Genomic DNA, 21,586 nt, shown 5'->3' with positions numbered 1-21,586 from the left:
GAGCCTGAATCAGATCGCGACGCTCACATCAATGGGTCCTGACCCTAGTCGCCTTGACGAGCAGGACACTCCGATCCGAGCCCCCGATCTGCTCCGTTATCGGAGCGATGTGCGGCAGGTCTTGTGTCCTATCGCACTTGGGTTCACCATAGCCCCGCACAAGGCATGGCCGACAGGGCTGGCCGGCAATCGAAACGGGAGGATGTCGATGAGGTTAGTCTGCGCCGCTTTGCTATCGGCTATGGTAGCGGTCCCACCAGCCTTCGCCCAGAAGGCGCCAGCCCCCGCTGCGGCGGCCCCCGTCATCGAAGACTTCAAACCCTCCTCACTCAACCAGCCGGGCCAATCCTATCCGCAGGTCAATTCGCAAGGCTATGCCCGTTTCCGCATCGTCGCCCCCGATGCCAAGGCGGTGAAGGTCAGCCTGGGGCTTGGCGGACGAGGCGGCACGGTGCTTACCAAAGGGCCGGACGGTGCATGGGTCGGGACGTCGGAAGGGCCGCTGGACGAAGGTTTCCATTATTATCACCTGACGGTCGATGGCGGGACGTTCAACGATCCGGGTACTTTGAACTTCTATGGCTCGACCCGATGGGAAAGCGGGATCGAGATTCCGGCGCATGATGCGGATTTCTATGCGCTGAAGGATGTGCCCCATGGCCGGGTCGAGCAGATATTGTTCCCCTCCCCCAGTAGCGCGACGCAGCGGCGGGCTTTCGTCTACACGCCGCCGGGCTATGACAAGAATGCGCGGGAGCGCTATCCGGTGCTCTATCTCCAGCATGGCTGGGGCGAGGACGAGACCGCCTGGTCGAACCAGGGCCATGCCAATCTGATCATGGACAATCTGATCGCCGCCGGAAAGACGCGGCCGTTCATCATCGTCATGACCTATGGCATGACCAACGACCTGCGCCCGGGCGCTCCCGGCGGGCTGGCCGCATTCGACATCCGCCCTTTCCAGACCGTGTTGCTGAATGAGCTGATCCCCTATGTCGACGGGCATTTCCGGACCTTGTCCGACCAGCGTCACCGCGCCATGGCGGGCCTGTCGATGGGCGGGTTCGAGACCAAGCTGATCGCGCCCAAGCATCTCGACACCTTCGCCTATATCGGGTTGCTCAGCGGTGGCACCGTCTCGCTGGACGACGTGAACGCGACGCCGGGTTATCGCGACAAGGTCAAGCTGACCTTTGTCAGCTTCGGCAGCCGCGAGTTGGAGGGCGGACGCAGCGGCCCGCCCGGTGGGCCGCGCAGCGACCCGCGCGCCAATGCGGCGGCGCTCAAGCAGGCCGGACTGAACAGCGTGTTCTTCGTATCCCCCGATACGGGGCATGAATTCCAGACCTGGCGGCGCAGCCTTCAGGCGATGGCGCCGCTGCTGTTCCGCGACTGAGGGTCATGACACGGGCGCGGCACGCCAGCCGCGCTCGCTGCCTTCAGAATAGGCCCTGCGTCCGCAATGCGATCGCATGCACGCTATCGGTGGCGCAGAGGTAAAGCGTTCGCCCGTCGCGCCCGCCAAAGGCGATGTTCGCGCAGGGCTTCGGGGTCGGGATAGTGCCCAGCCGTTCGCCATTGGCGGACCAGATGCCCGCCCCCTCCGCCACCCCGGCATAGACGCGTCCTGCCCGATCCACCGCCAGTCCGTCGGGAATACCTTGGTCCAGTCGCGCGAAGACGCGCCGCCGCGCCAGTCTGCGCCCATCGACCACGTCGAAGGCCAGGATTTCGCGTGGCCCGTCGGGATTCATCGCGCCGCCGGTCTCGCTGATATACAAGGTGCGGCCATCGGGTGAAAAGACGATGCCGTTGGGTTGGTCCATCTCGCCCTCGACCATGGTCAGCGCGCCCGAGCAGTCGATGCGATAGACGAAGCGCCCCGGCTGTTCCGGTTCGGCGCGAATTCCCTCATCCGGCACGGTGATGCCGTAGATCGGGTCGGTGAACCAGACCGCTCCGTCGGGCGCGACCGCCAGGTCATTGGGCGAATTCAGTCGCCTGCCCTGGTACCGATCGGCAAGGACAGTCATCCGGCCATCCGCCTCCTGCCGCACCACGCGGCGAGTGCGATGCTCGCAGGTCAGGAGACGGCCGCGCGAGTCGAAACAATTGCCGTTGGCGTTGTTGGAAGGCGTACGGAACACGCTTGTGCCTTTGGCATCGATACGCAGCATGACGTTGCGCTTCACGTCGCTACAGATCAGCGCACCCCGGCGACTGTCCCAGGCGGGCCCCTCCATCCAGCGCCCACCGCTATGAAGCGTGCGCAAGCGGGCGGCGGGATCGACGATCGCCGCCATGCCGGGCTCGGCGGATACGGGGCTGGCTAGGCCTAGTATGGCCGCCCCCGTCCCGGCCATCATCGTACGGCGGTTGAGGGTCGGGCCGTCATGGCCTGGATCGAGGATAGTCGGCATCGCGAACCCTGTGGAACGGGGGAGGAAACGACCGGGCTCCGCCAGCCGCCAAAGCGGATGATCGACAAAATTCCCCGGGAAGACAAGCGGAAGCCCATGCCCGGTCGATGACGGGCGCGCCTGCGCAATGTCGGACTTTAACGACCCGTCCAAATCGCAGGAATTTCCATCCTTTGCCCGGTGCTAGCGCTTGCTGCGGCCCGCATCCGCTCTACACTTGTTCGACTATAAGCCATCGATACGGGAGTGGAGGAATGACGGACATCGGGGCGGCGATCAGCCGCAGGCAGGCGCTGGCGGGTGCCGCCTGGACAGGCACCGCCATGCTGACGAGCGGCGCGGCGCAGGGCGCGCGACCCGCGGCAGGCCCCCTGGCGCCGCGCCCGCCCATGGGGTGGAACAGCTGGAACAGTTTCGCCACCACCATCACCGAGGCGCAGGCGCGCGAGACCGCGGCGATCATGCGCGAGAAGCTGCTGCCCTTCGGCTATGACGTCTTCACCGTCGACATTCAGTGGTATGAGCCCGAGGCGTCGAGCTATACCTATAATGCCGAACCGGTGCCCGCGATGGACGGCTATGGCCGGTTGATCCCCGCACCCAACCGCTTTCCGTCCAGCGCGGATGGATCGGGCTTCACCAGGCTGGCGGCCGATGTCCATGCCATGGGGATGAAGTTCGGCATCCACCTGATGCGTGGCATTCCGCGTCTGGCGGTGAAGAAGAACCTGCCGATCCTGGGCACCCGCTACCGCGCCGCCGATATTGCCGATACCGACAGCATCTGCGCCTGGAACCCCGACATGTACGGGGTCGATATGACCAAGGCGGGCGCGCAGGCCTATTATGACAGCGTCTTCGCGCTGTACGCGTCGTGGGGCGTCGATTTCGTCAAGATGGACGATATGAGCCGCCCCTATGACGCGCATGCGCCCGAGATCGAGGCGGCACACAAGGCGATCGGGGCCACTGGCCGCCCGATGATCCTCAGCCTGTCGCCAGGCGAGACCCCCGTCCTTCGCGGCCCCCATGTCCGCCGCTTTGCGCAGATGTGGCGCATCTCGGACGATTTCTGGGACGAATGGGCGATGCTGGAGGCGCAGTTCACCCGATTGGAAAACTGGACGCCCTATCGCGGGCCCGGCTCCTGGCCCGATGCCGACATGCTCCCGCTCGGGCGGCTGGCGCTCGGCAAGCGCGATACGAAATTCACGCCCGACGAGCAGAAGACGCTGATGACCCTATGGTCGATCGCGCGCTCGCCGCTGATCATGGGCGGCGACCTGCGCTATCTGGATGCGCCGACGCTGGCGCTGTTGACCAACCGCGCGGTGCTGGCGGTCAACCAGGCCTCGACCGACAATCAGCCGCATTTCGTGGAGGATGGCGCGCGTATCTGGTCCGCCAAGCCCGAGGGAGCCGCCGCCGACCGTTACCTCGCGCTGTTCAACACGACCGACAAGCCCAGACAGGTCGGCCTCGCATTGCATCATCTGGGCCTGTCGCGGGAGGTAGGCGTGACCGATCTATGGAGCGGCGCCTCCCTCGGCAGGGCCAAGGGCCGCTTCGCCCAGACCCTGCCCCCGCATGACGCGGGACTGTACCGGCTTCGGGCGTGACGTCCGGGGGGCGGCGATCGGTTCGCCGCCCCCGCCCCTTAACGCACCGCCGGAACCACTCCCTTGGGTGCGGCGGACAGGCGGCGGATCAGATCGGTTTCCGCCTGGCGATAGGGTTGGCCATCGGCGCGGAACACCTCATGGAACCAGATGGTCGGCTCCTCCAGCACATAGGGCTTCTTCCAACTGTCCCAGGGGAGCCGCGTCTGCGTCTTCCCATCGACAAAGCCCCAGTTCATCATCGCGATATTGTAGCGCTTGGCGATGGGCAGCGCCCCGTCGAAGGTCGATCCGTTGCCGCGCGCCATATATTCGGTGCACAGGATCGGCCGCTTATAAAGCTGCAACTGCTTTATCCGCCGCTCGAAGGTTTCGGGCCAGCTATAGTCGTGGAAGGTGATGACGTCGGACTGCGACAATTGCAGCCTGTCCATCGCCGAGTTGCGTCCGCCCGGCGTCCAATCGTCGCCCTGCCACACGCCGGAGGTCAGCGGCTGCGAGGGTTCGGCCGCGCGCGCCCAGTCGAACACCTGCGCCAGCATCGCACGAACCAGCGGCTCCTTGCCCTCCTGCCCCTTATACTGGTCGGCGCCATTGTCGGGCTCGTTCCACAGGTCCCAGCCCAGGATGCGCGGATCGTCCTTGAACGCACCGATCACGCCCTGGACATAGCCGCGATATTTGGGCCAGTTCGCGCGGTCGCGCAGCCCCGCCATGCCCGGCCCCTGCACCCAGCCTGAATTGTGGACGCCGGGGATCGGCGGATGCTGCGGCCCCAGCTTGGGATCGGGGTCCCAGCAGCTATCGAACAGCACGAAGAGCGGACGGATGCCGTGGCGCTGCGCGATGGTCAGGAATTCGTCGATGCGGCGCTTGAAGCCTTCCGGATCCTGCGCCCAAAGCTGGTCGTGGAGGAACACGCGCATCGTGTTCATGCCGATCCCCTGAGCGAGGCCCAGTTCGTAATCGATCCGCTTGGGATCCCAGGTCTCGGCCTGCCACATCTCAAGCTGGTTGATCGCGCTGGCGGGCGTGTAATTGGCCCCGACCAGCCAGGGCTGCCGATCATACCAGCTCTTCGCCTGCGCCTCGCTCCAGCGGGCCCGCGCCTCGGCAGGCGCGCAGGGCATGATCGCGACCAGCGCGATTCCCGTCAGCAGCCGCATTCTCATCCCGTTCCTCCCTAATGGTCTGATTTGTTTTGCCGAGGTTAGCCAAGAAATCGCTGACTTTCCAACATATTATATGGCTTTCAGGGGTTGATGAACCGATCGCCGCTCTGTAGCAGCCTTTCGCAAAGCCCGTGAAAAAGTCGGACTTATCAATATTTTGTCAGGAGAGGATCATGCGGCAGCTTATGGCTATGACCGTATCGGCACGGGGTTCGGCATCGGTTTCGCTTCTCGCGCTCGTCATGGCGGCCCCCGCCATCGCGCAGGAGGCCCCCAAGCCCGTCGGCGCGGCCGACCAGAGCGTCAGCCCCACCACCCCCGCCCCCGCCGAACAGGCCGCGCCCGTCGAAGGGGGTGAGATCGTTGTCACCGGCCTGCGCCGCAGCCTGGCCTCCGCCCAGGCGATCAAGCGCAATGCCGAGGGGATCGTCGATGCAATCGTCTCCGAGGATATCGGCAAGCTGCCCGACGTGACCGCCTCCGCCGCACTGGCCCGCGTCACCGGCGTTCAGGTCAACCGCGCGGCGGGCGAAGCGGCGCAGGTCCAGATCCGCGGCCTGCCCGACATCTCCACCACCTATAATGGCCGCGAAATCTTTACCGCCGAGAACCGCTTCGTCGCGATCCAGGATTTCCCGGCGGGCGCGGTGCAGGCGCTGGAAGTCTATAAGTCCGGCACCGCCAACCTGATCGAGGGCGGGATCGGCGGCCAGGTCAATGTCCGCTCGCGCCGTCCGTTCGACTTCGATGGATTCGAGCTGTCGGGCTCGCTCAACGGGGTGCATTGGCAGCAGAGCCAGAGCGTCGATTACAACGGCAATATCCTGATCAGCGACCGCTGGAACACCGGCATCGGCGAGATCGGCGTGCTCGTGAACGCCGCGATGACCAATATCGACTATCTGGATTCGACGCGCGAGGTCGATCGGTTCGTCACCCCCGCACCGGGCGACGCGGCCGATGCGTTCGGCTTTACCCGGCCCAACGGCAATGGCCTGTTCTATGGCAGCGGCAACCGCTGGCGCCCATCGGTCAATGCCGCGATCCAGTGGAAGCCCGCCGAGCGGCTGGAAATCTATGTCGACGGGCTGTTCCAGGGCTACCGTGCCGAGGACCGCAATCACTGGCTGTTCGTGCCGACCTTCGGGGCGAACGCGCAATATACCAATGTCGTGCTGCGCGGCGACGGCAGCAATGCGGCGAACAGCATGACGGTCAGCGGCGCCAACGCGCCAGACGGCTATGACGGCTTCACCCGCGCGCGCACCGACACCTATCAGATTGCGGGCGGTGCGATCTGGTCGGGCGATCGGCTGAAGCTGACGACCGACCTCGCCTACACGAACAGCCGCTATACTGAGCATCAGGCCAATATCGACTATGCCTTTGCCAGTTCGCCCACGCGCAACGTCGCCTTCGACATCAGCGGCAACCATGGCGGCGGCGCGTTCGAGTTCGTGAACTTCAACGCCGCCGATCCGGCCAATTATCTGCTGCGCGGCCTGTTCGACCGCCAGTTCCGCGCCGAGGGTCAGGATGTGCAGGCGCGAGTCGATGCCGAGTATGAGACCGGCATCCCGTTCCTGCCCCGCATCCAGGCCGGGTTCCGCTTCAACGACCGCGACGCCGCGCGGTACAACGGACAGCGTTATCAAAGCCTGCTCGACCGCGGCATCGGTTATGACCAGTTGCCGGTCACGATCGCACCGATCACGCGCGGCTTCCGCTTCGACCAGGCACAGCGCGATACGGTGTTCCCCGGTGCGACCTTCGAGAGCGTGTTCGCCAATCTCGACGCGCTTCGCGGGATCGCGGGCTTCCCGGAAGGCGACGTGCCGTTCAACGAGCAGGAGACGTTCACCGCGAACGAGCGCGCCTATGCCGGTTATGCGCAGCTCCGTTATGCGGTGAATCCCGGCATCCCGATCGACGGCAATCTGGGCGTGCGTGTCATCCGCACGCGCACGCGGGTGAACGGCAACACCTATGACGCCGCGACCAACACCTTTACGCCGGTGGCGCAGACCAACGAATATACCGATTACCTGCCCAACGCCTCGCTCCGGGCAGAGCTAACCCGCACGCTGCAACTGCGCCTCGCCTATACCCAGACGCGGACGCGGCCCAACTTCATCGATCTGAATCCGTCGAGCGTCGTCAACACCGCGCCGCTGGCCTGTACGCCGGTCGCGGGTGATCCGACGACGGGGCCGGACGCGCCCAACTGCATCATCGACATCAGCAGCGGCAATCCGAACCTGCGCCCGCTGACCTCGAACAATTACGACCTATCGCTGGAATGGTATTTCTCGCGCACCGGGTCGCTGACCGCCGGGCTGTTCCGCCGCGACGTCGACAACTTCATCTTCCGCAACACGGTGCTGACCGAGATTGCGGGCCAGCCCGACCGCCGCGTCAACGCTCCCAGCAATGGCGGCAAGGGGCGCATCCAGGGGCTGGAGGCGTCGTTCACCGGCTTCCTCGACATCGACGCGCTGCCTGAATGGGCGCGTGGCTTCGGCATGCAGGCCAATTACACCTATCTCGATGCCGCGACCGAGTTGCAGCCCGCCTTCCAGGACCGCCTGCCGGGGCGGCAGTCCTTCCCCGGCGTCTCCAAGCACGCCTTCAACCTGGTCGGCCTCTACGAGCGGCCGGTCTTCTCGGCGCGCCTGGCCTATAATTGGCGGTCGCGCTTCGTGATCGAATATCAGGATCTGCAGAACGGCTTCCTGTCGCCGCTCTATCAGAAGGCCCTGGGGGTGATGGACTTTTCCGCCACCGTCACGCCGACGAAGAATGTGACGGTCGCGTTCGATGTGCTCAATCTGCTGGGCACGCCGGTGCGGACCGAGCGGAGCTACAACGCCGCCGGGGACAGCTATCCGTTCCAGGTGCGCTATATCGAGCGGACCTATTCGCTGGGCGTGCGGTTCCGTTTCTGATCGGGGAGGATGACGATGAAGCTGTTGCGAACCCTTGCCGCCGCCGGTGCGCTCGCCCTGACGCTGGCGGGCACGGTCACCGCCCGCAATCCGCAATTCCAGGGAGCGGATCCCCATGCGGTCATGATCGGCCGGGAACTATGGGTATTCCCCACCGGCGGGCCGGGGGGAAGCTGGGCCGCCGACCGGTTCGGCGCCTTTTCCAGCCGCGACCTCAAGACATGGCGTCCGCGTGGCGAATTGATCCGGCGCGACCAGATCGGCTGGATCAAGGATGACGGCGCGCCCGAGCATTTCCTCTGGGCCCCCGGCATCGCGACCCGGAACGGGAAATATTATCTCTATTATTCGGTCGGTCCGCAAAATCCGACCCCCAGCCGGATCGGTGTTGCGGTGGCCGACCGTCCGGCGGGCCCGTACCGCGATAGCGGACGCCCGTTGATCACCGGCGACAAGGGGTTCGAGGCGATCGACCCGATGGTCTTCCCCGATCGCCGGTCGGGCAAAATCTATCTCTATGCGGGTGGCAGCGCGGGCTCGACCCTGCGCGTATGGGAATTGAAGCCCGACATGGTCACCGTCGCGCGCGAGGTGAAGGTTCCCAACCCGCCGCAATTTACCGAAGGCGCCTTCATGCATGAGCGGAACGGCGTCTATTATCTGTCCTACAGCCATGGGCGCTTCAACGGCCCGGACTATTCGGTCCATTATGCCACCGCCCCCTCGCCCATCGGGCCGTGGCGCTATCGCGGTGCGATCCTGACCAGCGACGATCGGCATCAGGGGCCGGGCCATCACAGCTTCGTCAAGACGCCCGATGGCCGGTGGCTGATCGTCTATCACCGCTGGGACCGCGCACCGGGACCGGGGCCGTTTCAGGGCGAGCGCGTCGTCGCGATCGACCGTATCACCTATGCCCCGGACGGCACGATCCGCCCGGTGCGGATGACCGACGCGGATGCGCCCGTGCTGGCCTCGGCACGCCGACGCTGATCGCCAGGAGCGCGACCTTTCGCCACCCACGCGAAAGGTCGCGATTTAAACTTCCATTAACCATCTGAATAAATTCCGAAATCGGAATTTCGGCATCGCATCCTGCTTCACCATGGTTTCGGCCTTCGCATAAGGGGAGGTCACGAGCGCATGCGCGAAGACTCATGGCTGGCCCTCCCCGCCCATCCCCCGACCGGGGGTGGACACATGACGGGAGGAACAGGCTGAAGCGGGACAAGAGCTTCTGGAGTCTTTGACAAGACAATCTAGAGCATTTCATTTCTCATAATCCCTGCCGTCGCATCCCGCGTCATGCCGCCAGCAGCGCCTTCTGTGTCTGGGGAATGGCGGCGACGATCGCCTGCACCGCTGACGGCAAGGGATGGACCCCCTCGGCACTGGCCTGGGGGCGCATGGCGGTTCCGATCGGGATGACCGTGGCGCGGGCGGATGTCGTCACCGTGTAGGGGCCGTCACCCGTGACCGCCTGCACCGTCAGCGATGAACCACCCCCTACAAGCACGTCCCCGATACGCGGAGCGGTCGCCGTCTGGATCGTCGTGTAGGTGGCGGTGCCGTCCGTCCCCGCCTGCGCGGTCAGCGTGTAGGTATCCGCGACGACGGGCCACGTCCCCTGCGCCGATGCATCATACCAATAGGGCCTGGTATCGATGTAAGCGGCAAGGCGACCACCGCCGCCCGCTTCCTTGAACGCCTCCAGCTGCCATTTGAAGCCGTTGCCCCAACCGTTCGTGGTCGAGGCCCACTCGTTATACTGGGATGCTGTCTGTCCGTCGCGGCTGGTCCAGCCGTTGGTCGAGGTGGTGCGAGGCAGAACGCCGGTCGCCACCATCTTGATGCTCGCGTAGCGCTGCTTGAACCGATCGACGAAGCCGGTCCAGTTGCCCTGCATGGTCGAATAGGTCGAATTGGCGTCGTTCTGTCCGAGCTGGTTTAGCGCGATGGTGAAAGGCAGCGCCGAACCGCTGTTGAACGCCGCCGCCTGGTCGAGCACCTGCCAGCGAAGCGTGGCGTTGGTGCCCAGTTCGCGCGCCGACCCGGCCCCGGGCATACCCATCATCATGAAGGGCACCCGCCGGTACGCCTGATCGTCCTTGTCGAGCCAGCGGCGAAGCCAGCCCAGATTGCCCCGCGCATCGGCCTCCGCGGCATATTCCTGCCGCGCCTCGCCGATGCTGTCCACGATGCCCAGCGCCACCGGGCGACCGTCCCAGCCGCGTGCGACCGTCATGTCCGGGCCGTAATAGGCAGGCATCGACTGACCGAAGCCGGTATCGAGCGACGCGGTCGATGCCGTCGCGGGTGCATTCAGCATCGGCGTCAGCGTCGCGGCATCCGCCGCGCCCCAGACCCGTTCGCCGCGCGCGGTCTGGATGCGATAGACCGGGATCTGCTTTTCGCCCGACGCGGTATGGTAGAGCGTATAGATCGCCACGCTGGCCTCGGGCGGGATCGTGATCGTCGGCTCGTCGGTCCAGGCCCCGATATTGCCGCTGGCGATCGAGACCCCGGACTGTCCGGCGAAGGTCAGCGGCACCGGGGCCGCGCCGTTGACGCTGATCCACACGCCATCGATCACCGTGGCGTTGCCAGGCAGCACGGTTTCCTGGGGGCTGCTACCGCCCTCGGTCGAGGCGAAGCCGGAAAAGTGGAAGCGCGGATTGGTGACGGTGTGGACGGTCGAGGCCAGCACGATCCGGGTCATGACATAGTTCGTGCCCGTCGCGGCCGTCACCAGCGTGCCGGATGGGAACCGCGACCGTGTCGCCCAGAACATATAGCGGGCGGCATCGGTCACCGGCGTCGGCACCCATGACGGCGGCACGAACCCCGGCACCTGTCCACCGCCCAAGCCGATGCGATCGAGGAAGCGCACCATTATGCAGGCACCCGCGACAAGCTGGCATAGCAGCCTGCCGTACCGCTGACCGAGACGCGAACGACGGCGTACGAGCCCAGCGCGACACCCGTGCCGGAACCGCTGTCGGATGCGGTCTTGGTCACCAGCGGCAACCAGGTCAGCCCGTCTGCGCCGCGCACTTCCAGCCGTAGCGTGCCGTAAGAGCCGCAGAGCTGTGACAGGATGTAGTCGCCCCCGTAGATGGTGACGGGCGCGCTGGACGTGTTCGCGTTGACCAACTGGAACGCCTCACGCTGCACGACGATATCGCCCCTTTGGTCGATTTGAACCAATGCGCCTGGCGTGATGTAGGTACCGTTCGGCAACGTCAGGGCCACCACGGCCGGCGAGTTGACGACCTCGCCCGCGCGCTTGACCTGCGCGATCGCTGGCGCGGCAACAGCCGCCAAAGCGACGACCGCGCACAACAGTCTTTTCGACATCCTCATAGTCACACCCATTGCTCGATTGAGATGTCCCAGCGCGTCTGGGCACGGTTGCGGCGCTCGAACGGCTTCCATTTGCCGAACAGGCCGTAATGCATGCGAGTGATCAGCCCGGCCGACCGGGTGTCGTCCTCGATCAAGAGACCGGGGCGGACTGTTCCCAACGCCTTGGCGATCCGCTCCAGTTGCAGGGTCTCGGCCTCTGAAAGGTCGCTCAACGTGCAACTGAAACCGCTCTTGATCACGCCTTCGACCGTGGCGAACCCACCGTCTGGCAACGGAGTCGCGGTTCCCGTGTCGATCGGCTGGCGACCACCGCCCCAATCTTGACCGAGGACAGGGCGGAAGGCTTTGCCGACCACCAGGACGCCTGCGCTAAGGCGGTCGGGACCGGGATGGCTCAACGTGATCTTCAGATAGCGGATCGTCAGCGCTGCACCCGACCAAAGCCCGTGGCTGACCGGCTCGAAGCTGTCGGCCGCGTCCGGAACGCGCAGAGACGTGGCAGCCTGGATCGCCACCTGATCCGCCGAAACCATGCCGCCGGTGATCGACCAGGTGGTGCCCGCCACGCTCCCCCGGATATAGCCGAGGCAGATCGTGTCGATCGTAGCGCCTACGCCCAGGTCGATGGTGATCGACACATCGCCGCCGGTTGCACCATCCATCCAAACCTCTTTGGGGTTGGCGGAGCGAAGATTGTCCGCACCCGTCCCACGCGTCGAGGCGGCGGCGCTGACCAGAAGCGGTTGGACGATGACTAAGCGGCTCATGAGACACCCTTCAGAGGGCGCAGAACGGTGACCGCGCTGATCCCGGTCTGGGCATCGCTTTCGACCCCCAGGACGAACACGTCGATGCCGTCAGCATAGCCGAGGTCGTCATTGCTGATCGTCACGACCAGCCCGATCGTCTCCAGCCAATCGGTCGAGGCAAACTCGTGTACGTCGATGGCGAACGGCCCACGTGAGAAGAACGCGAGCTGGCGCGCCGCTTCCGCCTGCGCGGCTTCTTTCGTCGCGATCGATGTCGTGCGCGAGGCGGTAACGGCCGTCGCAGCCCACCTCGCCAGACCGGCGGCGTCCGACACCACGACGTAATCGGCCTGGGCTTGCAGCCATTGCGCGAAGAGGGGATCGACACTCATGCGGTGGCTGCCACGAAGGCCAGCGTCGTGCGCAATTCGGTTTGCCCCGGCGGCAGCGCCTGGGTCCGGCGATCGAGCAGCGTCTTCACGTTCTGCGCGGTGTTGAACTGAATGCGCCCGCCGGTCGGCCGATCGATGAAAACGCCCGCATCGGCATTGCGGATGTCATTGGACCAGGCGGCGATGCCGGATCGGTATTGCAGGCGTGGGATGCGCCCGCCCAGGGTCATGGTCGAACCGCCGTTGCCCGAGAAGGACAGGCCACGCCGACAACCGACGATGACGTTCTCGTAAATCTCCTGGCCGACGACATCATTGTCCTCGCCCGGCCCGATCCCCCACGAATAATTGTAGAGATCGGCGTTCTCGCAGTAATTCCAGCGGATGATCCCGCGCGCCATGACGGCGATGCAGAAGTTGTGCCCCCGGACCCGGTTGCCTTCGACCAGGCAGGTTTCCGACCGCACCACGATTGCGCCCTTGCCGCCGCCCGTGAAAGCCGCGACCCGGTTGCCCCGCACGATCGCATGGGCAGGGTTGGAGACGTAGAGCGCGGTGTTCCGGCCGATCTGGATACAGTCGGCCTGCACGCCCTCGGGCGGCGGAATGTCGCAGCCGATGACCGCGACCAGGCCGCCGATGCCCTCGATATAGACGGCATCGCCCGCCGCCTTGCCGATATTGTCGTGGACGTAGCAGCGCTCGATCCACACGTCTTCGGCCACGGCGGTCGTGGGCAGCGCGATCTCGCTGAACGGCTTGTTGCGGATTTCCACCACGTCGCCGACCGACGCCGTGCCGGTCAGGGTGAAGGACACGCCACCGCCCGAGAATGCGACCCCGCCGCTGGCCGTGCCCGTGACCAGGGAACCATCGGGTCGGCGCACCCGCCACCGGGTCGCCGATCCGCTGCCGCCTGTCGTGCATTCCACCCGGAAGATGCCGGTCAGCCCCGCTTCGGTGGTCGCATAGGCCTGCACGGTGACGGATGGCGGAACCGCGCCCAGCGCCGCCTCGGCCTTGCGGGTGTTGCCGCGTATCGCGATCCCGATCGAATTGTCATCGGTACGCGAGCCGTTGCCCGACACCTCGCAGTCCACCAGCATGATGCCGTAGCCGCCGTAGCTGTTGACGCCGCGCTGCCGAGCACCGGTCAGGTGCAGCCCCATGACACGGAAGTCGCTGGCGCTGTTCTCATCGAGCGCGAAGAGCTGGCCGATGCCGACCCTGGGGGCAGCGCCGGAGCCGTATGCGCGGTATGTACAGCGGTTGCCGGGCAGGAGCGTCTCGTTCCAGGAGCCGCCGCGTTCGAGAAAGAAGTGCGTCCCCGGCCAGAACTGCGTGCCGTCTGCCGCCTTGGCCAGCGTCTTCCACGCGGTCGCCGGGGTACGTCCGTCCTTGCTGTCGTCGCCGGTCGGGCTGACATAACGCCGCGTCTCGGCCAGGAAGGCGTCATTCCGGTCGGCGGTCAGCGCCTCAAGGTCATCGTCGCCGACCTCTTCGATGATCTCGATCGAGCGCACCCATCCCGACATCGGCAAGGTGCCGTCCAGCCGCGCGCCGACCGCCAGCCGGTCCAGTCGGGCGGGCGGCTCCAGGAACGGCGCATGGGCGCATAGCCCGGCCGCCGCGATCGTCTGGCCGCGCGTGCTGACCCGGTGGGCCAGGCGGACCTTGCCGGGCCCGTAGAGCCGGGGCACGCAAGGCCGCTTATGGCTATCCCACTGCGTGCCGGTCAGCGCATGGTCGGTGGTGCGCGCCACCGTCATGACCTCGCCGTTCGGATTGCCCAGCTGCATGAACGTGCGCTCGATATTGTTCTGCTGCTGGATCTCCGCCTCGATGACGATCGTATGGGGCCGATCGAACAGGTTGCGCCCGCTCACCTCCAATATGTCGCCACCGCGCGCGACCGGCTGGCCGACCGTGACGATGGGGCTGGTGATCACCTCCATCTCGACTTGCGCCAGGATGACGCGGACCCGGCCGCCCGGCCGCACCACAAGGCGGCCCTGCCCGCCAGTGGTCGTTGCGGTGTGCACGCGACCGATCCGCGCCCATTGCCCGCCGAAATAGTCGGCCGTCGATCCACCGCCGCCCGTGACGGTCAGATAGCAGGCCCCGGTGATGGACTTGGCATAGACGCTCGACGCCACCCGCGCGCCCGCCCCGGCGCTGAAGAACGGAATGGCAAAGTCGGTCGTCGTGCTCGGATTGTAGAACTCGACCACCTTGCCGTTCATGACGCCGGCATCCAGCAGCGCCGCGAAGATGTACTCGCTGCCGTCCGGCGTGCGGGCAAATCGCAGGCTGTCGGTATCATCGACAAGGGCGGCCGACGCGCCGCTGGGTCGGCTGTTGAGCAGCGTCCACCCCTCGATCGACACCGGCGCGGCGTTGCGCATGAACAGCAGGTTCTTGGCCGCAGGTTCGCGTAGGAAACCGAGGCCGGGGACGATCCGGGGTTGCCCGGCCGGGGCGATATACAGCGCGCCGGACGATGCCGCCGACACCCCGCCCGGCCCCGCGATCTCGATCTCCTTCATCGCCATGGCGGACGCGAACGCGGCGTTGTTCGCCTGATAGTCGCCGGTCAGGAAATCCGCCCGCAGGATGACGCGCGGCTTTCGGCTCTGGAGGATCATTCGTAATTCCCCTTCAGATAGACCTTCAGGCCGCGCGCGCCCGAGCCCTCCGCCTCGACATCGATGCTGACCAGCGCGTCGTCGGGGATGCGCGGGGTCGAAATCGTCGGTTGCGGCGTGCCGTCCGCCTTGCTCGATAGCTGGCCGGGCAGGATGCGCAGCGGTGCGGACAGGATCGACGCGCCGTCCACCCGGACGTTCATCCTAATCCCGTAGGACTGGGATGGCGACATGTCGGCCACGTCCACGAACGCGCGGATTTCCGACAGGATCAGCACGCGCGGCGCGCGCAGCGGTGACAGGCCGGTGGCGACCCGGACCATCTCGCGCGGGCTGTAGCAATCGAAGGCCCAGTCAAAGGGCTGGCCGGTCGGGACAAGCGTCGCCAGCTTGGCCGGGCACATGACCAGCACCGTCTGGTTGCTCCGGTTGGTCAGCGGGTAGCGACCGTCGCCGTTCGGCCCGCCGGTCGCGGTGCCCATCATCCATGCGTTGAACTGGTCAACGCTTGCGCCCCATGCCTGCCACACCGCGATGAAGTCCGCGACATTCTGCGGAGTAAGCGTCTGGTCAGCCATCAGAGAAGCGGCCTTTTCTGTTCGAGGACTTCCATGGCCGACCCCATCTTGACGATCAGCGCGATGTTATCGACCTCCTGATTCACGACCTTGAACACGAAGGTGTGGTCTCCCGCCGGAAGGTCGTAGATGTAGACGAACGGGGTAAGGGTCGACTCGGCCTTGCTCTGCGTGCTATCGAAGACGTTGTTGATGCGCCCGGCCGGATAGGAGGTGGCTCCGTCCACCTCGACGGTGCACGTCATCTGGATGTCGTCGTCGGACTGGAACATGCCGAAGAACGTCACCTTCATGACGCTGTCCGGCTCCTGCTTGGTCATCGACACGCTCGCGACGTTGGCGCTGGCGTTGCGGGCAATCGAGATGTTGCCGCTGACCGGGGCCACCCGCGTCTGGCTGATCGAGGACGTGACCAGATGCTTGGTGATGACGGTGTCCGCCTTGATCTCGGTCACCTCGACCTTGCGCAAGCGCCACACATCGTCTTCGTCATAGACCAGCGCGTTGATCGCGTTGCCGCCGTTCGGGTCCACGAATTGATACCTTCCGGCGACGAAGCTAAGGCCGCTGATCTTGCCGCCTGCGGTTCCTTGAATGCCAACTATATCTCCGTTGGCATTCGCCGCGAACATGAACCGCGCGGTTCCGGTGTTGGCATTGACCTCCTGCAATTGCGTGACGAACAGCGAGAGGCCTTCCTGGGTCAAGGCGATCTGCTCGATCACCTGCCGGATGGGCTTGCCGTCCACGAACAGGATTTGGTCGGTGCCCGCCCGCCAGGTGCCGTTGACCACCATTTCAGCGGCGACGTTCAGGATGTTCTGGTTGAGGTCGGCGACGACATCCGCCGCTGGCCTGCCCGTCCACTGGACGAATGCCTCGGGGTGGTCAGCAGTCTTGTCCGCGCCGGGCTGGGCTGGCTTCAACGCCTCGACGGGCGTGCCATCCTCATAGGCAACGTCCGTCGCCAGCACGATCGCCGCCAGGTCACCACGCGCCATCGGCGACCAGTTGCGCCGATAGCCCAGCTTGCGTGTGGCCACCGGCTTCACCGTCGAGCGCCGAGACACCCGGTGACTACGCGCCACCCGCGTCGATGCCGTCCATTCCCAGCGCCGGAAACGGATCGCGCCACCGATCAGCAGCCAGGAAAGCGACACGTCGCCCAGAACCTCGCTGATCGCGTCGGCGGCGGTGGTCGACTCATTATCGACGCGCGAGCCATACGGTGCAGGACGCCAGGCGCGGGCCTCCGCTACCGCGCCGGCCGCGATCGGGATCGCGGAGCGGACCGCCACCAGACGCGCCACGATCTCCGGGGCGGTCTCGACATAACCGCCCGCCGTCTCGCCCTCGATGTCGGCCTTCAGGTCACCGGCGGGCTCGGACCACCACTTCACGCAAGCGATCGACGGGCAGACCACACACCCGCCCTCGGGTGCAGCCGCGCCCTTCAGCGCCGCGAAGGTGGCCTCGGGCGTACCCTGCCACGCGAGCAACAGAACTTCCGTCGCCGCCACGCCCCGGTCACGCACCTGGACGAACCGCTGCCAGGCGCGACGCGGGTCACCGAAACACCAGATGTTGTTCGCGCGCTCGATGAGCTGCCCCGGCACATTGAAACACCGGCCCCAGCTGCGGGACTTGATGATATTCTCAAGCTCGACCGGGCCTTCGATCCCGCCCGTGCCTAGGAAGCGCTCGTTCAGCAGCGGCTTCTTCAGCTCGGCCGCCGCGTCCGACAGCGCGATGCGCAAACTCCCGCCCTCGACCGCGCCGTCCAGGACCAAGCCGGATGCCGCGATCGGCGGCAGCGCGTCACCCTCCGGGCCGATCCGCACCGTGATAGGGGCATCTGCCCAGTAAAGCGCGGCGACATCGGCCAGCGCCGCGCGGGTCGCGGGCGACCAGCCAAGTTCCATCGCCTGGGGCACGCCACCGCCGCCCAGCTGCTCGCCATCAAAATCGAGCGATGCAATGGTGCGCGGCAATCCGGCGATGCCGGCCTTCCAATGCGCGTTGTCATAGAAATAGGGATAGGACCCGCCGCACCCGGCCAGGCGAACAGTGACGGCGGCCCCGTCACCGGCGCTACGCGGTCGCGCCTCCACCAGTACGACGTTGGCGGCCATCAGATGGAAAGGGGCGGATGATTGGGCACCTCATGCGAGTGCCCCAGTGTCTGCCCAAAAAATATGCCCGCCTAGGCGGGCATGAGGTCGGCAGTGGAAGTGTCCGCTGGGTGGTGGCTTAGCCGATCGCGTGACCTTGCGCCAGTGTCAGACGACAGCGAGCTGCTTGAGGTTGCCATAATAAGGGCTGCTACTGCTCGCCATCGACGCCAGCAACTCGTTGCTACGCTCCAGCGCCGCGACCATCCGCGCATTCTGGTCGGCCATCTCATCGAGCGTGGTGTTGGCGGCTGCCAGCGCGGAGTTGGTGGTCTTGAGCGCCGGATCGCTACTTGTGCCACCCGACGCCGCCACGATCCGCGCATTGGCCTTGGCGATCGCGGTCCGCGCCTCATCGAGCGTGGCGGCGCGATCGGCGGCATAGCCCGAGGTGGTGCCGTAGGCCTCCTTGGAAAGCGCCAGGCGCTGCTGGTAGAGCGAGGCGAGCGTGTCGCCCGCCCCCTCGACGCCCGCGTCCAGGTCGGCCTTGGCCTTCGCGATCGAGGTGTTGACGGCTGCGATCTTGTCCATGGCCGTACCTTCGGCCAGCGACCCGGTCGTCATTTCCTCGATCAGCTTTTGCAGGCTGCCGACCTGTTGCTTGGTCAGCTGTTCGGCCAGCTTCACCCGGTCCTCGGCGTTCTTCTTCTCGATCGCGACTACGTCGAAGCCGTAGGTCTGCGCGATCCGGACACGATCCTTGGCCTGGCGCTCGAAATCGGCAAACGCCTTGTCGATCTGGGCGGTGATGCCGCCCATCGTCAGTTCGAGGTCCTGGACCTTCACCGCCTCGGCCAACGCCTTGTCGATGTCCGGCGTCGATTGAATGGCACGCTGCACCCTTGGCGACAGCCCTGTCACCGCCCCGTCCGCAATCGCATTGGCGATCGCGATGGTGATGGCTTCCGCCTCATCCTTGCCGTTGTAGAGTAGCCCCGAGCCCGGATGCTTGTCCGATACCCGCGTGGATCCGTTGCCATCGACGCGGTAGTAATCCTCCCGCTTGCCGATCGAGACGCTGAACGCGCCCACCCCGCCGCCCAGCTGGTCGGCGATCTTCTGGATGCCCGACTGGATCGACTTGGCGCTGCCCGACAGCGCGGCGGTGATCTCCTTGTTGCCCCCCAGCGTCGCGCCGGTATCCACCGAGGTGATGACCGCGCTGCCCGATTTCGGCTTGTTGAACAGGTTGCCGACGATCCCGCCCAGGATGCCGCCGACGACCGAGCCGATCGGCCCGGCAAAGCCGCCAAGGTTGCCCAGCAATGCAGTGACTGCTTTGCCGCCCAGCGCCCCGCCCAGCGCACCACCGATGCCGTTGCCGCCGGTGACGCTGGCAGCGGTATAGCCATAACCCGCATTTTGCAGCAGCTGGGCCTTGCTCGTCTTGTCACCGAACAGCTTGTCCAGCCGGTCACCGACAGACTTGCCCGTCGTCTTGCCGATCTGGTCGGCGACCAGCTGGCCGGCAACGCCGGTGACACCGGACGCGGCGGGCGCGGTCGCGCCCTTGCCGCCAGCGCCGGGGGCCTTCAGGAGCGCCGCCAGCGGTCCGGTGCCGAACACGGTCGCCTCGATCGCGGCCGACGCGATGGTCTGCGCCAGGCGGTCGATCACGTCGCCGGCCTTCTCGCCCCCGACGACGATCGCGTCGAAGGCGTCCAGCGCCAGGTCCTGGAACTGACGCTGCGCCTGCGCGGCGGCACGCGTCGCCTCCTCGATCTCCTTATACGCCTCGACCTGGGCATAGCCGGCGCGCAGCTCGGCTTCCTTCTTGACCCGCGCTTCCCCGGACAGCTTGTTCAGTTCGTCCTGGTGCTTGGCCATCGCCCTGGTGACGGGATCGAGCGCCTTGCGCGCGGTCAGTTCCTCGCCGAGCGACGAAATGACGCCGTCGATCGCCTTCTTGGCGTCCTCGGCGGCCTTCTGCTCGGGCGTGGTGTTGATCTCCTTCAGCCGCTTTTCATGCGCGGTCGCCAGCGCCTTGCGCGCCGCCTCGGCATCCTCGGCCGACAAACCGCTATCGGCCTTCTTGGGATCGTAGGACTTGGCCAGCTTGTCGATCCGCGCCAGCTCGTCGGCGTACTTCTTCGCCTCGGCGGTCGCGGGCAGATACTGTGCGGTGACCTGTTCCAGGTCTTTCTGAAAATCCTTCAGCGCATCCTGCGCGTCCTTTTCGGCATCCTTGTACGCCTCGGCCGCCGTGGGTGCGCGACGGAAGCCCAGCACGTCCTTGCGCGCGATCGTCGAGGTGCCGACCTTATCGCTGGTGTTGCCGCCCAAGACCAGGATGTTCCCCTTGGCGTCCGTGCCCTGGTAGAAGCCGACATGGCCCTGCGCCTCATTCCTGCCGCGCCGGGAGACGACGATGTCGCCCTTGTTGGGATCGTCGGTGGACTGGCCGTAATTGAGGAACGACCGCGCCGATAAGCTATCGGTCCCTTTGACCCCTCCAGCCGCCAGAACGCTGTTTACGAATGCCGCACACCAGGCAACCATCTTGGGATCGACGTTGATGTTCGCCTGTCTGAACAGTTGGCGAAGCTGATCACGATCTCCAGCGTCATTCTCGCTGAGCCCTTTGTACCGCTGGGCATAGGCCAGGGCGGTCGCAGCCTGTTCACGCTGAAGCTGATCGCCGAGCGACACTTTTTCGGGCTTACGATTAAGGGCACGTTGCCGCTCTTGTTCGGCATCGACCTCTGCCTTTCGGTTGCGCTCGATCGCGGTCAGCGTTTTTTCAAGGCTAGCGGTCAAACGATCGTTGCCGGCAGCGGCTCGCTTAGCTGCCTCGACCTGTCGATCATAGGCCCGGTTGATCCTCTCAATAGGGTCAACATTTGCTTTCGCGTTTGCAGAAGCCTGATCGCCTTGCAGGCCGCGCAAAGTGGTTTTTAAGGCGTCGATGATTTTTTGATTGGCATCCAGTTCACTTTTCATCGCGTTGACTGTGAGGGTCGCCCCCGTCATCGCTACGCCGACACCTCCTTCTACGTTCGGCTGCGGCCCTTCAGCGAGCGCCGCCTGGGCTTTTGCCTTGTCGAGCAAGGCCTGAGTTTCATTACGGATATGAATGGCGGCATTAACGGCCGCCTGGGCATTCCGGATCGACTCCTCGCGCGCAAGCTGCCCGGTCTTGATCTGCTTCTCGAGGGCGTCGTTATACGCCTCGATCGCAGCTTTCCCCGCGTCGGTAGCGTAGTTCTGCTCCTTGAGAGCATCGACCAGTTCCAGCCCGCCCTTGGCGGCCTTTTCGGCGGCATCGTCCGCCTCGAACAGCTTGCCGACCAGCGGCGTCAGGACGGACACCGCCACCAGGATCGCGGCACCCCACGGCCCCGCCAGGAAGCCCGCGACCGCGCCGAACTTGGTGCCGGTGTTCTCGACCTTGTCGGCGACATCGACCACCGACTGCCCGAGGTCGGCGGCATCCTTGCCCGCATCCTCGCTGGCCTTGCCGACTTCGCCCAGGCTCGCCGCCGCGCCGCCACCGGCCTGCGACATCGCGCCCAGCGCCGAGAAGATCTGG

The 21,586-nt window shown here is 65.6% G+C and carries 14 protein-coding genes; 4 read left to right on the top strand and 10 right to left on the bottom strand.

From position 1 onward, the window contains the following. The first annotated feature begins 241 nt into the window (after window positions 1-241). The gene (locus tag ACWPWT_RS12530) at window positions 242-1,396 is read left to right on the top strand and encodes an alpha/beta hydrolase-fold protein (protein ID WP_454279949.1); all 1,155 of its coding nucleotides are present in this window, start codon (window positions 242-244) and stop codon (window positions 1,394-1,396) included. Between the two features lie 43 nt (window positions 1,397-1,439). Here ACWPWT_RS12530 and ACWPWT_RS12525 read toward each other — a convergent pair whose 3' ends face one another. Beyond that, window positions 1,440-2,420: an SMP-30/gluconolactonase/LRE family protein gene (locus ACWPWT_RS12525; RefSeq protein WP_454279948.1), complete on the bottom strand. Its 981-nt coding sequence runs from the start codon at window positions 2,418-2,420 to the stop codon at window positions 1,440-1,442. A 254-nt stretch (window positions 2,421-2,674) separates the two neighbouring features. Between ACWPWT_RS12525 and ACWPWT_RS12520 the strand changes: the two genes are divergently transcribed. Further along, window positions 2,675-4,039, top strand: a complete 1,365-nt coding sequence (locus tag ACWPWT_RS12520) for a glycoside hydrolase family 27 protein (RefSeq protein ID WP_454279947.1) — start codon at window positions 2,675-2,677, stop codon at window positions 4,037-4,039. Window positions 4,040-4,077: 38 nt separating this feature from the next. On the opposite strand, the gene ACWPWT_RS12515 is transcribed toward ACWPWT_RS12520, so the two are convergent. After that, window positions 4,078-5,205 (bottom strand): 1,4-beta-xylanase, encoded by a 1,128-nt coding sequence (locus ACWPWT_RS12515; protein WP_454279946.1) that lies wholly within the window; start codon window positions 5,203-5,205, stop codon window positions 4,078-4,080. 179 nt (window positions 5,206-5,384) lie between these two features. On the opposite strand from ACWPWT_RS12515, the gene ACWPWT_RS12510 reads away from it, so the two are divergent. Together ACWPWT_RS12510 and ACWPWT_RS12505 are read left to right on the top strand one after the other, a co-directional pair. Further along, entirely contained in the window at window positions 5,385-8,156 is a 2,772-nt protein-coding gene (locus ACWPWT_RS12510; protein ID WP_454279945.1) for a TonB-dependent receptor, read from the top strand. Between the two features lie 15 nt (window positions 8,157-8,171). Next, on the top strand, window positions 8,172-9,149 hold the full coding sequence (locus ACWPWT_RS12505; protein WP_454279944.1) for a family 43 glycosylhydrolase: 978 nt from the start codon (window positions 8,172-8,174) through the stop codon (window positions 9,147-9,149). 310 nt (window positions 9,150-9,459) lie between these two features. Here the strand turns inward: ACWPWT_RS12505 and ACWPWT_RS12500 are convergent, their stop codons facing one another. From ACWPWT_RS12500 to ACWPWT_RS12465, 8 genes are all read right to left on the bottom strand, one after another. Next, complete coding sequence (locus tag ACWPWT_RS12500) at window positions 9,460-11,049, bottom strand: SGNH/GDSL hydrolase family protein (RefSeq protein WP_454279943.1); 1,590 nt, start codon at window positions 11,047-11,049, stop codon at window positions 9,460-9,462. Beyond that, the gene (locus tag ACWPWT_RS12495; protein WP_454279942.1) at window positions 11,049-11,519 is read right to left on the bottom strand and encodes a hypothetical protein; all 471 of its coding nucleotides are present in this window, start codon (window positions 11,517-11,519) and stop codon (window positions 11,049-11,051) included. Before ACWPWT_RS12495 ends, ACWPWT_RS12500 begins: the two co-directional genes overlap by 1 nt. 2 nt (window positions 11,520-11,521) lie before the next feature. After that, entirely contained in the window at window positions 11,522-12,289 is a 768-nt protein-coding gene (locus ACWPWT_RS12490) for a hypothetical protein (protein WP_454279941.1), read from the bottom strand. Then, on the bottom strand, window positions 12,286-12,663 hold the full coding sequence (locus tag ACWPWT_RS12485; RefSeq protein WP_454279940.1) for a hypothetical protein: 378 nt from the start codon (window positions 12,661-12,663) through the stop codon (window positions 12,286-12,288). The genes ACWPWT_RS12490 and ACWPWT_RS12485 overlap by 4 nt, the downstream gene beginning before the upstream one ends. Continuing rightward, complete coding sequence (locus ACWPWT_RS12480; protein ID WP_454279939.1) at window positions 12,660-15,308, bottom strand: hypothetical protein; 2,649 nt, start codon at window positions 15,306-15,308, stop codon at window positions 12,660-12,662. The genes ACWPWT_RS12485 and ACWPWT_RS12480 overlap by 4 nt, the downstream gene beginning before the upstream one ends. Beyond that, window positions 15,305-15,886 carry a hypothetical protein gene (locus ACWPWT_RS12475; protein WP_454279938.1) on the bottom strand — a complete coding sequence of 194 codons (582 nt, stop codon included), beginning with the start codon at window positions 15,884-15,886 and terminating at the stop codon, window positions 15,305-15,307. Before ACWPWT_RS12475 ends, ACWPWT_RS12480 begins: the two co-directional genes overlap by 4 nt. Then, a complete protein-coding gene (locus ACWPWT_RS12470) occupies window positions 15,886-18,018 on the bottom strand; it encodes a hypothetical protein (protein WP_454279937.1) in 2,133 nt (710 codons plus the stop codon). Before ACWPWT_RS12470 ends, ACWPWT_RS12475 begins: the two co-directional genes overlap by 1 nt. A 147-nt stretch (window positions 18,019-18,165) precedes the next feature. Beyond that, window positions 18,166-21,586, bottom strand: a 3,421-nt coding sequence (locus ACWPWT_RS12465; RefSeq protein ID WP_454279936.1) for a TIGR02594 family protein, incomplete at its 5' end; no start/stop codon positions are given.

This window comes from Sphingomonas sp. Marseille-Q8236 (genome assembly GCF_965112005.1).
The sequence above is the reverse complement of the archived record's forward strand: the minus strand, read 5'-3'. Positions and strand labels throughout refer to the sequence as shown.